This window comes from Streptomyces sp. RKAG290 (genome assembly GCF_023701695.1).
GTDB lineage: Bacteria > Actinomycetota > Actinomycetes > Streptomycetales > Streptomycetaceae > Streptomyces.
Window position 1 is genome coordinate 1,661,574 of record NZ_JAJOZC010000001.1, and the last position, 15,351, is coordinate 1,676,924.

General features: G+C 71.3%; 14 protein-coding genes and 1 pseudogene. 7 read left to right on the forward strand and 8 right to left on the reverse strand.

From position 1 onward, the window contains the following. Positions 1–8: 8 nt before the first annotated feature. Positions 9–1,580 (forward strand): metallophosphoesterase family protein, encoded by a 1,572-nt coding sequence (locus LNW71_RS07085; protein ID WP_250967445.1) that lies wholly within the window; start codon positions 9–11, stop codon positions 1,578–1,580. Between the two features lie 31 nt (positions 1,581–1,611). On the opposite strand, the gene LNW71_RS36080 is transcribed toward LNW71_RS07085, so the two are convergent. Continuing rightward, positions 1,612–1,740: a hypothetical protein gene (locus LNW71_RS36080; RefSeq protein WP_285802060.1), complete on the reverse strand. Its 129-nt coding sequence runs from the start codon at positions 1,738–1,740 to the stop codon at positions 1,612–1,614. Positions 1,741–2,142: 402 nt separating this feature from the next. Here LNW71_RS36080 and LNW71_RS36855 point away from each other — a divergent pair. The 4 genes and pseudogenes from LNW71_RS36855 to LNW71_RS07100 all read left to right on the forward strand — a co-directional run. Further along, positions 2,143–2,235 (forward strand): annotated as a pseudogene (locus LNW71_RS36855) (NAD(P)-dependent oxidoreductase); the annotation flags it as partial. Between the two features lie 133 nt (positions 2,236–2,368). After that, positions 2,369–2,941, forward strand: a complete 573-nt coding sequence (locus tag LNW71_RS07090) for a CDP-alcohol phosphatidyltransferase family protein (protein ID WP_250967446.1) — start codon at positions 2,369–2,371, stop codon at positions 2,939–2,941. Continuing rightward, positions 2,938–3,798, forward strand: coding sequence for a phosphatidate cytidylyltransferase (locus LNW71_RS07095; protein WP_250967447.1), 861 nt, complete (start codon positions 2,938–2,940; stop codon positions 3,796–3,798). Before LNW71_RS07090 ends, LNW71_RS07095 begins: the two co-directional genes overlap by 4 nt. Beyond that, positions 3,798–5,003 (forward strand): lysophospholipid acyltransferase family protein, encoded by a 1,206-nt coding sequence (locus tag LNW71_RS07100; RefSeq protein WP_250967448.1) that lies wholly within the window; start codon positions 3,798–3,800, stop codon positions 5,001–5,003. Before LNW71_RS07095 ends, LNW71_RS07100 begins: the two co-directional genes overlap by 1 nt. Positions 5,004–5,115: 112 nt before the next feature. Here the strand turns inward: LNW71_RS07100 and pruA are convergent, their stop codons facing one another. Together pruA and LNW71_RS07110 are read right to left on the reverse strand one after the other, a co-directional pair. Next, positions 5,116–6,747 (reverse strand): L-glutamate gamma-semialdehyde dehydrogenase, encoded by a 1,632-nt coding sequence (pruA, locus tag LNW71_RS07105; protein WP_250967449.1) that lies wholly within the window; start codon positions 6,745–6,747, stop codon positions 5,116–5,118. Positions 6,748–6,785: 38 nt separating this feature from the next. Further along, complete coding sequence (locus tag LNW71_RS07110) at positions 6,786–7,712, reverse strand: proline dehydrogenase family protein (RefSeq protein WP_250967450.1); 927 nt, start codon at positions 7,710–7,712, stop codon at positions 6,786–6,788. A gap of 188 nt (positions 7,713–7,900) precedes the next feature. On the opposite strand from LNW71_RS07110, the gene LNW71_RS07115 reads away from it, so the two are divergent. Beyond that, complete coding sequence (locus LNW71_RS07115; protein ID WP_250967451.1) at positions 7,901–9,043, forward strand: helix-turn-helix domain-containing protein; 1,143 nt, start codon at positions 7,901–7,903, stop codon at positions 9,041–9,043. A gap of 13 nt (positions 9,044–9,056) precedes the next feature. Here LNW71_RS07115 and LNW71_RS07120 read toward each other — a convergent pair whose 3' ends face one another. Continuing rightward, positions 9,057–9,536: a carboxymuconolactone decarboxylase family protein gene (locus tag LNW71_RS07120; protein ID WP_250967452.1), complete on the reverse strand. Its 480-nt coding sequence runs from the start codon at positions 9,534–9,536 to the stop codon at positions 9,057–9,059. Positions 9,537–9,583: 47 nt separating this feature from the next. Between LNW71_RS07120 and LNW71_RS07125 the strand changes: the two genes are divergently transcribed. Beyond that, positions 9,584–11,002, forward strand: coding sequence for a PLP-dependent aminotransferase family protein (locus LNW71_RS07125; protein WP_250967453.1), 1,419 nt, complete (start codon positions 9,584–9,586; stop codon positions 11,000–11,002). Positions 11,003–11,151: 149 nt separating this feature from the next. Here LNW71_RS07125 and LNW71_RS07130 read toward each other — a convergent pair whose 3' ends face one another. From LNW71_RS07130 to ilvN, 4 genes are all read right to left on the reverse strand, one after another. Continuing rightward, on the reverse strand, positions 11,152–11,766 hold the full coding sequence (locus LNW71_RS07130; protein WP_250967454.1) for a TetR/AcrR family transcriptional regulator: 615 nt from the start codon (positions 11,764–11,766) through the stop codon (positions 11,152–11,154). 79 nt (positions 11,767–11,845) lie between these two features. Then, positions 11,846–13,438, reverse strand: coding sequence for a phosphoglycerate dehydrogenase (gene serA / locus LNW71_RS07135; protein WP_250967455.1), 1,593 nt, complete (start codon positions 13,436–13,438; stop codon positions 11,846–11,848). A 274-nt stretch (positions 13,439–13,712) separates the two neighbouring features. Next, on the reverse strand, positions 13,713–14,714 hold the full coding sequence (gene ilvC, locus LNW71_RS07140) for a ketol-acid reductoisomerase (RefSeq protein ID WP_250967456.1): 1,002 nt from the start codon (positions 14,712–14,714) through the stop codon (positions 13,713–13,715). Between the two features lie 106 nt (positions 14,715–14,820). Next, on the reverse strand, positions 14,821–15,348 hold the full coding sequence (ilvN, locus tag LNW71_RS07145) for an acetolactate synthase small subunit (protein ID WP_250967457.1): 528 nt from the start codon (positions 15,346–15,348) through the stop codon (positions 14,821–14,823). Positions 15,349–15,351 lie beyond the last annotated feature (3 nt).

Sequence of the window (15,351 nt, forward strand, 5' to 3'; positions counted from 1 at the left end):
TGTCGCCCATGGACATCCCCCGCTTCGGCATCCCCGAGAAAATCGCCGACCGCATGAGCATGGCCGAACAGCACGACTACCTGCGCACCCGACTGACCCGCCGCGGTGTGCTGCGTACGGGCGTGGCGACCGCCGCCGTCGCCGGTGCCGGGCTCGGCACCTCGCTGACCGCCTCCCCCGCATACGCCGCGCCGACGGTGGTGACCTCTCACAGCACCACCCGGGTGGACGGTGCGCTGGTCGCCCCGTTCGGCCGGCACCTGGCCTACGGCGCCGACCCGAAGACGCAGATGACGGTCTCCTGGCAGGTCCCCTTCGCCGTCCGCCGGCCGTACATCCGGATCGGCCTCAAGCCGTGGGCGCTGAGCCGGAAGATCGACGCCGAGGTGCGCCACCTCACCACCCCGCTGCTGAACGACGGCAAGATCGCGGCGGCCGAGCAGTTCTACGTGCACGCGGGCCTGGAGCGGCTGAAGCCCGGCACGACGTACTACTACGGCGTCGGCCACGACGGCTTCGACCCGGCCGACACCCGCAACCTGGGCACACTCGGCACCTTCACGACCGCCCCCGCGCGCGCCGGCACCTTCACCTTCACCGCCTTCGGCGACCAGGGCGTCAGCTACCACGCGCTCGGCAACGACCAGCTGATCCTGGGCCAGAACCCCGCCTTCCACCTGCACGCGGGCGACATCTGCTACGCCGACCCGTCGGGCTCCGGCCAGAGCAGCGACACCTACGACGCCCGCACCTGGGACCAGTTCCTGGCGCAGACGGAGACCGTCTCGAAGACCGTGCCGTGGATGGTGACCACCGGCAACCACGACATGGAGGCCTGGTACTCGCCGGACGGCTACGGCGGCCAGAACGCCCGCTGGACACTGCCGGACAACGGCCCGGACCCGGTGAACCAGCCGGGCGCGTACTCCTTCGTGCACGGCAACGTGGGCGTGATCGCGCTCGACGCCAATGACGTCTCGTACGAGATCCCCGCCAACTTCGGCATCAGCGGCGGCAAGCAGACGCGCTGGCTGGACCGGCGGCTGGGCGAGCTGCGGGCCCGCCACGACATCGACTTCCTGGTGGTCTTCTTCCACCACTGCGCCTTCTCCACGACCAACGCGCACGCCTCGGACGGCGGGGTCCGCGACGCCTGGGTGCCGCTCTTCGAGAAGCACGAGGTGGACCTGGTCATCAACGGCCACAACCACGTCTACGAGCGCACCGACGCGATCCTGAAGAACGCGGTCCGGCGCGCGGTGCCGATCGGCGAGCGCACCGACCCCACCAGGGACGGGATCGTCTACGTCACGGCGGGCGGCGCGGGCAAGGCGCTGTACGACTTCCCGGCGCCCGACAGCTACGAGGGGCACGTCGCGGACCGGGAGAGCGTGAACACCTATCACGTGGTCAAGGGCGGTGGAAAAGCAGCCGAGACCGTCGAGTGGTCACGGGTGCGCTACACCGGCTTCTCGTTCCTCGCGGTGGAGGTGGAGGCCGGGCGGCACGCCCGGATGAAGGTCACCGCGCTCGCCGAGTCCGGCGAGCGCATCGACCACTTCGAGATCAGCCGGGGCTGACCTCGAAGTCACGGCTGCGGCACGGCCCGGTTCAGTGACCGGTGGAGCCGCCGTTGTCCCTGCGGTCGAGGGCTCGCTGCAGGGCGGCGGCGGCGTTCTGGCGCTCCGACTCGGTCGGGCGGTGGCTGTGACGGACGCGGCGGACAGTGGTCTCGGCCATGGTGGATCGACTCCTTGAGATCGCGAGGATTTCGAGATCGAACAATCGTGAAAATGATTTCGAGATCAGGGATTTCGAGGCGCCGGAAGGGGCGGGGAGCGGGCGCCGCAGGGGTTGCCTGCATCAGGGCGCGCACTCACGACCGCCAGTCGCTGGTTCAGCGAGACGTTCGGCTTCTACAAAGCTAGGGCAGCCGGGCCGGTCTGTCTCCACAATTACTCGGACTTCCTACTATCTGAGACGGAGGTTTGCGCGTGGTGCGCCCCCGCCCACGCTCAGCTGCCGGCCGGGCACCCGTACGGCGTGCGATCGTGCCTGGTCAGGGCGGTGACAGGGCTCACAGGCCGGGTCGGCCGCTCCGGCCGGGGACCGGTGAGCGCGACCGCGTCCGCTACTCCTTCGGGAATCGTGTCGAGCCGGCGTGCCCGCGACGAGCTGGGCTACCGCCCCCTGTACCCGTCGGTGTGGACGGCCCGGGACGCCGGAGCGCTGTAGGGGCGAATCGAGCCCGCCCGGCGATCGAGGACAGGGGAGCCGTGCGGGCGAGCCGGTCACCCACACGTACTCACCCCGCATTTGAGTACGCGCCCCATGTCGAAGAAACGTGCGGCGCACGACAGTTGCACCCATGAACGGCCTCTACGCTCTCAAGCCCTGGTACGCGAACCGGCTCGCCGGTGTCCGCGCCTCGCTGGTCCGCCGTGGGGTGTCGCCCGACACCCTCACCGCGGCCGGCGTGGTCACGGCGGCCGGCGCCGCCGCCGCACTGGCCTGGCTGCCCGCCGGCCCCGCCGCCCTGCCGGTCGCCGCCCTGCTCGCGGCCCGGCTCGCCTTCGCCAACCTGGACGGGGCGCTGGCCCGCGACACCGGCCGGACGACCCGCCGCGGCGCGGTGCTGAACGAACTCGGCGACCGGGTCGCGGACCTGGTCGTGCTGGCCGGGTTCCTGGCGCTCGCCCCGCCGTGGCTGGTGGCGGTGGCCGCACTCGCGGCGACGCTGCCCTCCTGGGTGTCGCTGGCCGGGGCGGCGGCCGGGGCTCCCCGGCGCAACGGCGGCCCGGTCGGCAAGACCGAGCGCTGTCTGCTGGTCGTGGGCGCCGCGGCGAGCGGATGGGCCGTACCCGTACTGATCGTGATCGCCGCCGGTTCGCTGCTCACCGCCGCGCTCCGGCTGGCCGGCCTGTGGCGGGAGCTGGCATGAGCGCCGTACTGATCGCAGAGGAGGCGGCGGCGCGCGCCGTGCCGCTGGTCGCGGGCGTGCTGGGCGCGGGCGGGGTCGCGGTCGCCGTCCTGCCCTCCAGGGTCCGGATGCGGGCCGAGCTGCGCAGGCGGTGGCGGACCTGGGCCCTGGTCGCTCCGGTCTTCCTCGGCGCGTACCTGCTGGGCGGCGGTGGCACGTACGCGCTGGCCGCGGGGCTCGGAGTGATCGCCGCGAGCGAGTTCGTCACCATGGCGGGGCTGCGGCGCGGTGACCACGTGGTGCTGGCGGTGGCCGCGGTCCTGCTCCCGGCGCTGGCCTGGCTGGCACCGCACCTCCTGGACCTACGGGCCGCGGCGCTCGTGCTGGTGGCGGCCGCGGTCCCCTCCGTACTGGCCGGGGACGACCGGACGGGTTTCACCCGCACCGCCCGTACCGCCTTCGGGCTGCTGTGGATCCCGGTCGCGCTGACCGGTCTGGTGACGCTCGGCGAGACGGGGGTCGCGGTGGGCCTCGCGGTGGCGCTCGGCGATGTCGGCGCCTGGTGCGGCGGTACGGCGCTTGGCCGGCGCGGTCCGCTCGCGCGCCCGCTGTCGCCGCTCTCCCCCAACAAGACCTGGGCGGGCGTGCTGGGCGCGGCTGTCGCGACCGCCGTACTCCTGCTCGTACTCGGCGAGTTCAGCCTTCCGCTGTGGGGGGCCGTGATCGGCGGCTGCGTCCTCGGCGACCTGATCGAATCGATGGTCAAGCGCGAGTCCGGGGTGAAGGACGCGGGCAGCTGGCTGCCCGGCTTCGGCGGCCTGCTCGACCGGATCGACTCCCTGCTGGTGGCCCTTCTCCTGGCGATGGTGATGACGTGATGACGACTCTCCTGCGCACGCCCGGCCGGGCCGTGCTCCCGGTCCGCTCCCGGTTCGCCGCCACGCTCCGGCGCGGTCTGTGGTGGGGCGTGCTCAGCCTGACCGGCGGGGTCGAGCGGCGCGGCCGGCTGCCGCGCGGCGGCTGCGTCGTGGTCGCCAACCACTCCTCGCACGCCGACACGGCAGCCCTTCTCGCGGCGCTTGACGCCCGGCACACCCCGGCGATCGGGGCGGCGGCGGACTACTGGTTCGCCTCCCCGTGGCGGCGCCGGATCTGCCGCAGGCTGGCGGCCGGGTTCCCGGTGCGGCGGGGCGGCGGCGGGATGGACGACCTGCTCTCCATGGCCGGTGAGCTGCGAGCCGGCCGGGCGGTCGTGCTGTTCCCCGAGGGCACCCGGGCCGAGGACGGCGCGCTGGGTTCCTTCCACCGGGGTGCACTGGTCCTGGCCGAGCAGGCGGGGGTGCCGGTGGTGCCGGTCGGGATCGCCGGTACGGACCGGCTGCTGCCCAAGCACGGACGGCTGCGCTCGTCGCTGGTGCGGGTGTCGATCGGTGAGCCGCTGCCTGGCAAGGCGTCCCCGGAGCAGGCCCGCGACGCGGTGCTCTCGCTGCATGCGCGTACGGCCGCCGAACCGCTGAGGGACTCCGCGGCGCGCCGCCGGATCGCCTCGGTCGTCACCTCGCGGTGGGGGGTGCCGCTCGCGTTCTGCTGGGCGTTCGCCGAGGCGCTGAGCTGGCCGCTGATGCCGGAACTGCTGCTGGGCGCGGTGTGCGTGGCGGTGCCGCGGGCGGCGCTGAAGATGTCGGCCGGCGCGCTCGCCGGCAGTGTGGCCGGTGGCCTGCTCGCGCTCCAGCTCGCCTCGGCCGGGGTCCAGTTGCCCGCGCCGCTGACGACGGACCGGATGCGCGCGGAGGTCCGACGCGGGCTGGCGCTGGAGGGTGCCTCGGCGGTGCGCCACCAGCCGTGGAACGGCATCCCGTTCAAGGTGTACGGCGCCGGGGCGGGCCACGCCGGGGTCCCCGCCGCCGACTGGCTCGTGGCATCGGCGACGGCCCGCGGTTCGCGCACGCTCACGGTGGGTCTGGGCTTTGCCGCGTTCGGGCTGCTGATGCGCCGCCACCGCCGCCACTACGGCCGCTACCTGGCCCTGCTGGGCGGCGGGTTCGCCGTGGGGCTCTCGCTGATCGTGCACGGCTGGAGCTGAGCGGGGCCGGCCGGCCGCCGGGCGCAATGGAAACCGCCCCCCGGCCGGCAGGGGAACCGGACGGGGGGCGGAATTCGGGGGCGGGCGCCGGGAGGGCGGCGCCCCGGGGCGGTCAGCCCTGGTGGGGGTAGGTGTAGTCGGTCGGCGGGACCAGCGTCTCCTTGATGGCCCGGGTAAGGGTCCAGCGCTGGAGGTTCTGCGGGGCGCCCGCCTTGTCGTTCGTACCCGAGGCACGGCCGCCGCCGAAGGGCTGCTGGCCGACGACGGCACCGGTCGACTTGTCGTTGATGTAGAAGTTGCCCGCGGCGTACCGCAGCTTCTCCATCGTGTACGCGGCCGCGGCGCGGTCGTTGGCGATGACGGCACCGGTCAGGGCGTAGTCGGACACCGACTCCATCTGCTCCAGCATCGCGTCGTACGTGTCGTCCTCGTAGACGTGGACGGCGAGGATCGGGCCGAAGTACTCGGTCGTGAAGACCTCGTTCTCGGGGTCGCTGCACTCGATGACGGTCGGGCGGACGAAGTAGCCCACCGAGTCGTCGTACGTGCCACCGGCGACGATCGTGCACGCCGGGTCGGCCGCGGCACGGTCGATCGCGGCCTTGTTCTTCGCGAAGGCGCGGTCGTCGATGACGGCACCCATGAAGTGCGACAGGTCGGTGACGTCGCCCATGGTGATGGAGTCGACCTCGGCGGCGAACTTCTCCTTGAAACCGGAGTTCCAGATGGAGGCCGGGACGTACGCACGCGAGGACGCCGAGCACTTCTGGCCCTGGAACTCGAAGGAGCCACGGGTCAGCGCGGTCTTCAGGATCGCGTGGTCGGCCGACGGGTGCGCGACGACGAAGTCCTTGCCGCCGGTCTCGCCGACGAGGCGCGGGTAGGTGCGGTACTTGGCGATGTTGGTGCCGACCGTCTTCCACAGGTGCTGGAAGGTGGGGGTCGAGCCGGTGAAGTGGATACCGGCCAGGTCGCGGTGGTTCAGGGCCACCTCGGAGACGGCGATGCCGTCGCCGGTCACCAGGTTGATGACGCCCTTGGGGAGGCCGGCCTCCTCCAGGAGCTGCATGAGCAGCACGGCGGCGTGGGTCTGCGTCGGGGAGGGCTTCCACACCACGACGTTGCCCATGAGCGCGGGGGCGGTGGGCAGGTTGCCCGCGATGGCCGTGAAGTTGAACGGCGTGATCGCGTAGACGAAGCCCTCCAGCGGGCGGTGGTCCATGCGGTTCCACACGCCCGGGGAGTTGGCCGGGGGCTGCTCGGCCAGGATCTGGCGCGCGTAGTGCACGTTGAAGCGCCAGAAGTCCACGAGCTCGCAGGGGGTGTCGATCTCGGCCTGCTGGGCGGTCTTGCCCTGGCCGAGCATCGTGGAGGCGGCCAGCGTCTCGCGCCAGGGGCCGGAGAGCAGCTCGGCGGCGCGCAGGATGATGGCCGCGCGGTCGTCGAAGGCCATCGCGCGCCAGGCGGGAGCGGCGGCGAGGGCGGCGTTGACCGCGTCCTTGGCGTCCTGCTCGGTGGCGCCGGCGTACGTACCGATGACGGCCTTGTGGTTGTGGGGCTGCACGACGTCGAAACGCTCGCCGCCACCCATCCGCTTTTCGCCGCCGATGGTCATCGGCAGGTCGATCGGGTTCTGGCTGAGCTCCTTGAGCTTCGTCTCCAGACGGGCGCGCTCCGGGGAGCCCGGGGCGTAGGAGTGCACCGGCTCGTTGACCGGCGCGGGGACCTGGGTGACAGCGTCCATGGGTTCCGTTGCTCCTTAGGTAGAGAGGTGGAGGGGGCTCAGCCCTTGGTGAGGATGGAGCGGGCGAAGAACAGCAGGTTGGCCGGCTTCTCCGCGAGGCGGCGCATGAAGTAGCCGTACCAGTCGGTGCCGTACGCGGTGTAGACGCGCATCCGGTGGCCCTCGGCCGCGAGCCGGACGTGCTCGTCGCTGCGGATGCCGTACAGCATCTGGAACTCGTACTCGTCGAGCTTGCGGCCCGCCTTGCGGGCCATCTCCTGGGCGATGGCGATCAGGCGCGGGTCGTGGGACCCGATCATCGGATAGCCCGCGCCCTCCATCAGCGTCCGCAGGATGCGGACATACGCCTTGTCGGTCTCGGCCTTGTCCTGGTACGCCACGGAGGCGGGCTCCTTGTAGGCGCCCTTCACGATGCGGACGCGGCTGCCGGCGGCGGCAAGGCGGCGGGCGTCGTCCTCGGTGCGGAACAGGTAGGCCTGGATGACGCATCCGGTCTGCGGGTGGTCCTTCCGCAGCTCCTCGTGGATGGCGAACATCGAGTCGAGGGTGGTGTGGTCCTCGGCGTCCAGGGTGACCGTGGTGCCGATCGCGGCGGCGGCCTCGACGACCGGGCGGACGTTGGCGAGGGCCAGCTCGTGGCCGTTCTCCAGTGCCTGGCCGAACATCGAGAGCTTCACGGACATCTCGGCCCTGGTGCCCAGGCCGAGGTCCTTGAGGCGGCCGACGAGCTCCAGGTAGGCGTCGCGGGCGGCGGCGGCCTGCTCGGGCGTGGTGATGTCCTCACCGACCACGTCCATGGTGACTTCGAGGCCCCGGCCGGCGGCGTCCTCGATGATCGGGACGACCTGCTCGACCGTCTCACCGGCGATGAACCGGCCGACGACCTGCTTGGTGCCCGGGGCTGCCGAGATGAAGCGGCGCATCTTGTCGCTGCGGGACGCGGCGAGAATCACGGGACCCAGCACGGGGCACCTCCACGGAAAGTACGAACGAAGGCCGTACCGCCACGGATGGAACACAAGGACCGGAAGCGGTACAGCACGGAGAACCACCGTGAAATCTAAGGATCCCCCGATCCTGTGCCATCGACAGCTGTCACGCATCCGTGCCCTGGATCTCAGACATATGTCTGAAGGGGTGCGAGAATGACCGGGTGAAGGGCGATTACCAGGAGCTGGTCGACGAGATCTCCGGGCTGCTCGGCGTTCCCGCGACGCTGGAGAACCGGGATTTCGGCCTGGTCGCCTTCGGCGCGCACGACAGCGACGACGACACCGCGATGGACCCGGTCCGCACCCGTTCGATCCTGACCCGCCGCTCGACCCCCGCGGTCCGCGCGTGGTTCGAGAACTTCGGCATCGCCCGCGCCACCGGCCCCGTCCGCATCCCGGCCGCCCCGGAGGCCGGCGTCAACCGGGACCGCATCTGTCTGCCCGTACGCCATCGGGGTGTCGTGCTCGGTTACGTGTGGCTGCTGGACGCCGCGGCCGGGCCGACGGACGAGCAGCTGGACGCGGCGATGGAGGTGGCGGCGCGGATCGGGGCGCTGCTCTCCGACGAGGCACGGGCGGGCACGGACCTGTCCCGGGAGTTCGGCGCGGTCCTCACGGCCGGGCGCGGCTGGCAGCGCGACATGGCGGTGGCCGCGCTCAGCGAGGCGCTCGGACCGGATGCGGAGGGGCTGCACACCGTGGTGTGCGTGACCCCGTGGCCGGACGATCCGCCCTCGGTGAGCACGGTGCCTTCGGCGGCGGCCCTGTCGCCCGCCCCTTCCGGAGACGGGGCGGGCCCTCCCGCACTGGCCGCGCTGGTCCGGCTCCGGTCCCCCGACGTCCTGGACCCGGCGCTCACCGCCGCCGACCGGCTGCGCACCAGCGCGGGGCCCGCTGCCGCCGCCGGCATCGCGGTGCCGCGCCGGGGCCTGGCGGAGCTGGGCGACGCCTGGCACGAGGCGTCCGCCGCCTGCCGGGCGGCAGCGGCGGAGTCCCGGTTCGGCCCGGTCGCCCGGTGGTCGGCCATCGGCCCGTACCGCCTGCTGACCGCGCTCACCCCCGGCACACCGCCCGACCACACCGTCCGCCCCCTGCTCACCCCGCCGCACCGGGACCTGGCCCGTACCGCGGAGACGTTCCTCGACTGCGCGGGCCAGGCGTCGCGGACCGCCGCCGAACTGGGCATCCACCGCCAGACGCTCTACTACCGACTCTCCCGGGTCCAGCAGCTCACCGGCCTTGACCTGAACGACGGGGAGGACCGGCTGCTGCTGCACATGGCCCTGAAGGCGTCCCGGCTCTGAGGGCCACCGGTCACTACGCCGCCCGCTCGTCCGTGCCGGGCACCTTGGCGGTGGACAGGGCGATGCGGTTCCAGGTGTTGATGGTGAAGATCAGGGCCAGCAGTCCGGCGAGTTCGGCCTCGTCGAACACGGCCGCCGCGCGGGCGTAGACGTCGTCGGGGACGCCGCCGCGGGAGACCAGCGTGACGGCCTCGGTGAGCGCCAGCGCGGCCCGCTCCTGGGCGGTGAAGAAGTTCGCGGCCTCCTGCCAGACGGCCACCATGTGCAGCCGCTCCTCGCTCTCTCCGGCCTTGCGGGCGTCGGTGGTGTGCATGTGCAGGCAGTACGCGCAGCCGTTCAGCTGCGAGGAGCGGATCTGCACCAGCTCCACCAGCGCGGGATCCAGGCCCTGGCGGGCGGCGGCGTCGAAGCCGATGAGGGCCTTGAACGCCTTCGGCGCGGCCTTGGCGAAGTTGATGCGGGGGGTGCGGGCTGCTGCTTCGTGGTTCGTCATGTCCTCTACGCTAGAAGCCCGAAAGACCTCACGTAGGGTGCATTTCCTTGTCTGATTCATGGGTCAATTCGGCGGAGCGGATCGGCAGTGACCTCCTCCTGGACCTGGCGGGTCCTGGCAGTCGCCGGGCCGTGCTCATCCGCGCGCTGCGCGACGCCGTGCGCGAGGGACGGCTGGCTCCCGGCACCCGGCTGCCGCCCTACCGGTCGCTCGCCGCCGACCTTGGCCTGGCCCGCAACACCGTCGCCGACGCCTACGCCGAACTGGTCGCCGAGGGCTGGCTGACCGCCCGCCAGGGGTCCGGGACCCGCGTCGCCCCGCGCACCGCGCCCCTGACACCCGTCCGCGTGCCGAAGAAGGCGCCGGAGGGCCCGGCGACGCCCGCCCACGACCTGCACCAGGGCAAGCCGGATGCGGGTTCGTTCCCCCGCGCCGCCTGGCTCGCCAGCTCCCGGCGCGCCCTGAACGCCGCGCCGAACGACGCGTTCGGGCCGGGTGACCCGCAGGGGCGGATCGAGCTGCGGCGCGCCCTGACGGACTATCTGGCGCGCTCCCGCGGCGTGCGCACCACACCCGGACACATCGTGATCTGTTCCGGTTTCGCCCACGCCCTGCGGCTGCTGTTCGCAGGCGGTGTGCTGCGCGGCCCGCTGGCCGTGGAGTCGTACGGGCTCGGCTTCCACCGGTCGATCCTGGAAGCCGCCGCGGTGCGCACGGTCCCGCTGGCGCTCGACGGGGACGGCGCGCGCGTCGACGAGCTGGCCGGACTGCCGGGGGTGCGGAGCGTGCTGCTCACCCCGGCCCACCAGTTCCCCACCGGTGGCCCGCTGCACCCGGAGCGGCGTTCGGCCGTCGTCGACTGGGCGCGCGGCCGGGGCGGGCTGGTCCTGGAGGACGACTACGACGGGGAGTTCAGGTACGACCGGGAGCCGGTGGGTGCCGTGCAGGGACTCGACCCCGACCGGGTCCTCTACTTCGGTTCGGTCAGCAAGAGCCTCTCGCCGGCCCTCCGGCTGGGCTGGATGGTGCTGCCCGAGCACCTCGTCGGCCCGGCGCTGAGGGCGAAGGGCGAACGTGAGGCCTGGGCGAGCGTCCCCGATCAGCTGACGCTCGCCGATCTCATCGAATCGGGCGACTACGACCGCCATGTCCGCCGGATGCGCCAGCGCTACCGCGGGCGGCGCGACCAGCTGGTCGCGGCACTCGCCACGCACGCCCCGCACGTCACGCCCACCGGCATCGCCGCCGGACTGCACGCCGTCCTGCGGCTGCCGCCCGGCACGGAACAGTCGACGGTCAAGGCCGCCGCCTGGCAGGGGCTCGGCCTGGACGGGCTCGCCGACTTCCGCCATCCGGCCGCCACGATGCCGGCCACGGACGGTCTGGTCGTGGGCTACGCCTCCCCGCCGGACCGCGCCTTCACCGAGGCACTGGCGGCACTCTGCCGGGCGCTGCCACCGGGCTGACACCAGGCGGGGAGCGCGTGATCCGGGCCGCTGGCGCTCACCGCGCCGGCCGGCCCTTCGGCTGCGGGCAGACGTTCCCGCACGGTCCCTGAGCTCGCCCCACGACGTCCCTCAACTTCCGCCTTCCAGAACGCAGTTGCCGGTCGCGCTCAGGAGGGGTCCTGGCGGGACGGGTTCCGCCCCTCCAGTACGACTTTGAGCCCGTCCGTCAGGTCCTGGGCCGACGGTGCGGAGTCGCTGTCCATCATCCACTGGACCATCACACCGGCGAGCAGCGCCTGGCAGAAGATCCCTGCCACCCGCGCCCGCTCGGGGTCGGCCTCCGGGTCGATGCCCAGCATGTTCTCCGCGAGCCCGTCCCGGCCCTCGCGCTGCGGGCCGGCCAGTGCCTTCTGCAGTTCGGGGTCGGTGTCGATCCTGGAGATGACCTCCATCTGGAGCTGCCAGACGGCACGGGTCTTCTCGTAGCTGCCGATCACTCGCTCCCAGGTCTCGTGGAACTGGTCGAGCGGAGCCTGGGGGGTGTCCTCTGCGGCGGCGGCCTCTTCGACCTCCCCGGCCTCCTCCGTCAGCATGTCACCCCACTCCTCCGTCACCTTGATGAAGGCGAGGTTGAGCAGGGCTTCCTTGGAACGGTAGTGATAGCCGATGGAGGCGAGGTTGGTACCGGACGCGGCCACGATGTCGCGCGCTGTCGTCCGGGCGTACCCCTTTTCCAGCAGGCAGCGCTTGGCGCCTTCGAGCAGATCCTCACGATGTCCCATCACAACAGCGTACCCGGCATGCAGACGTTCGTGTAAGACGCACGTCTAGATGCCGGGCACGGTGGAGCTGCGAAGGAAATCAGTCGGTCAGGTTCACCGAACGGGCCGAAGCCGCGCCGATCTCGGCCGAGATCTCGGACAGCACCGACGCCGGGACGTCGTCGTCGACGGTGAGGACGACCAGCGCCTCGCCGCCCACATCGGCCCGCGAGACCTGCATGCCCGCGATGTTCAGCCCGGCCTCGCCGAGGATCTTGCCGACCGCGCCGACGACACCGGGGCGGTCGTCGTAGCGCAGCACGACCATGTGGTCGGCGAGCGCCAGGTCCACATCGTGCTCGCCGATCGCGACGATCTTCTGGAGGTGCTTGGGACCGGCCAGCGTGCCGGAGACCGAGACGTCCTCGCCGCTGGCGAGCGTGCCGCGGACGGTGACCACGTTGCGGTGGTCGGGCGACTCGGAGCTGGTGGTGAGGCGGACCTCGACACCGCGCTCCTGCGCGAACAGCGGGGCGTTCACGTACGACACGGTCTCGTCGACCACGTCCTCGAAGACGCCCTTGAGCGCGGAGAGTTCGAGCACCTTGACGTCGTGCTGGGTGATCTCGCCGTACACCTCGACATCGAGGCGGGCCGCGACCTCGCCCGCGAGGGCGGTGAAGATCCGGCCGAGCTTCTCGGCGAGCGGCAGACCGGGACGGACGTCCTCGGCGATGACGCCGCCCTGGACGTTGACCGCGTCCGGCACCAGCTCACCGGCGAGCGCGAGGCGCACCGACTTGGCGACCGCGATGCCCGCCTTCTCCTGGGCCTCGTCGGTGGAGGCGCCGAGGTGCGGGGTGCAGACGACCTGGTCGAACTGGAACAGCGGGGAGTCCGTGCAGGGCTCCTTGGTGTACACGTCCAGACCGGCGCCGGCGACGCGGCCCTCCTTGAGGGCGGAGGCGAGCGCCTCCTCGTCGACGATGCCACCGCGCGCGGCGTTGACGATGCGCACCGAGGGCTTGACCTTGTGCAGCGCCTCGTCGCCGATCAGGCCGAGGGTCTCCGGGGTCTTGGGGAGGTGCACGGTGATGAAGTCGGAGACCTCGAGCAGCTCGTCCAGCGAGAGGAGCTTGACGCCCATCTGCGCGGCACGCGCGGGCTGTACGTAGGGGTCGAACGCGACGATCTTCATGCCGAAGGCCGACATGCGCTGCGCGACCAGGACGCCGATGCGGCCGAGGCCGACGACGCCGAGAGTCTTCTCGCTCAGCTCGACGCCCGTGTACTTGGAGCGCTTCCACTCGCCGTTCTTGAGGGCGGTGTTGGCCTGCGGGATGTTGCGCGCGGTGGCGACCAGCAGACCGCAGGCCAGCTCGGCCGCGGTGACGATGTTGGAGGTCGGTGCGTTCACGACCATCACGCCGGCCTTGGTGGCCGAGGAGACATCGACGTTGTCCAGTCCGACGCCCGCGCGGGCGACGACCTTCAGCTTCTTCGCGGCGGCCAGCGCCTCGGCGTCGACCTTGGTGGCGGAGCGCACCAGGATGGCGTCGACATCGGCGATCGCGGGGAGAAGCTCGGCGCGGTCCGCGCCGTTGCAGTGCCGGATCTCAAAATCCGGGCCCAGGGCGTCCACCGTGGCGGGCGACAGCTCTTCAGCGATGAGTACGACAGGTTTCGAGCTCACGTGAGTCCTCACAGGTCCAGTGCGGACGGCCGTCCCGACGGCCGCAGGCGGTGGAGGGGCTTGCCGCGTGGAAGACGCACGACACTGTGGGCCTGACGCGTGTATGTGTCTTGAAGTGTAGTCATGCGCGACGGCGCATACTGCGCCCCGTTGGAAGGATCACCCACATGAGGCTGGACGACTTGTACACACGTACGACGCCGCCTCTTCCAGCGGTGAAGCAGGGCTGACGCCTCAGGGGCGGGTCCGGGGACCCGCCCCTGGGGCATCGGTGTTACGCGTCGTCGTCGTTGACCCAGCTCATGAGCTTGCGGAGCTCACGGCCGGTGGTCTCCAGCAGGTGGTCGCTGTCGGCCTTCTTGTACTCGTTGTACTTGGGCAGACCGTTGTGGTACTCCGCCATCCAGGCGTTGGCGAAGGTGCCGTCCTGGATCTCGGTGAGGACCTTCTTCATCTCGGCCTTGGTCGCGTCCGTGATGATCCGCGGGCCGGTGACGTAGTCGCCCCACTCGGCGGTCTCCGAGATCGACCAGCGCATCTTCTCCAGGCCGCCCTCGTACATCAGGTCGACGATGAGCTTCAGCTCGTGGAGGCACTCGAAGTACGCGATCTCCGGCTGGTAGCCGGCCTCGGTCAGCGTCTCGAACCCGGCCTTCACCAGCGCGGCGGTACCACCGCAGAGGACGGCCTGCTCACCGAACAGGTCGGTCTCGGTCTCCTCGGTGAACGTCGTCTTGATGACGCCGGCGCGGGTGCCGCCGATGCCCTTGGCGTACGACAGGGCGAGCTCCAGGCCCTTGCCCGTGGCGTCCTGCTCGACGGCCACGATGCACGGAACGCCGCGGCCCTCCTCGTACTGGCGGCGGACCAGGTGACCCGGGCCCTTCGGGGCGACCATGCAGACGTCGACGCCCGCCGGCGGCTTGATGAAGCCGAAGCGGATGTTCAGACCGTGACCGAAGAACAGCGCGTCGCCGTCCTTCAGGTTGTCCTTGACGGACTCCTCGTAGACCTGGGCCTGGATCGGGTCCGGGACCAGGATCATGATGACGTCGGCCTCGGCGGAGGCCTCGGCCGGAGTCACCACGCGCAGGCCCTGCTCCTCGGCCTTGGCCCTGGACTTCGAGCCCTCGTGCAGACCGACACGGACGTCGACACCCGAGTCGCGCAGCGACAGCGCGTGGGCATGGCCCTGGCTGCCGTAACCAAGGACCGCGACCTTGCGGCCCTGGATGATGGACAGGTCGGCATCGTCGTCGTAGAACAGCTCGGCCACTGGTTCTTCTCCTTGGTGTGCAGGTGTTGCGTCCCACCGTACGGCGGGGTGCGTCAGATAAGTTTTCGGGTCTCGCCATACGAGCGGCGCGGCGGACCCGGCAGGACTACGCCGAGCGGTCGAGGGCGCGCAGGGACCGGTCGGTGATCGAGCGCGCGCCACGTCCTATGGCGATGGTGCCGGACTGGACGAGCTCCTTGATGCCGTACTGCTCCAGCATCTTGAGCATCGCCTCCAGCTTGTCGGCTCCGCCGGTCGCCTCGATCGTGACGGCCTCCGGGGAGACGTCCACGGTCTTGGCGCGGAACAGCTGGACGATCTCGACGATCTGGGAACGGGTCTCGCTGTCGGCGCGGACCTTCACCAGGACGAGCTCACGCTGGATCGCAGCGGCCGGCTCGAGTTCGACGATCTTCAGGACGTTGACCAGCTTGTTGAGCTGCTTGGTCACCTGCTCCAAGGGCAGGCCCTCGACATTCACCACGATCGTGATGCGGGAGATGTCGGGATGTTCGGTGGTACCGACCGCGAGCGAGTCGATGTTGAAGCCGCGGCGGGAGAACAGAGCGGTGATCCGGGCAAGGACACCGGGCTTGTTCTCGACCAGGACGGAGAGCGTGTGCTTGGTGGACATGGA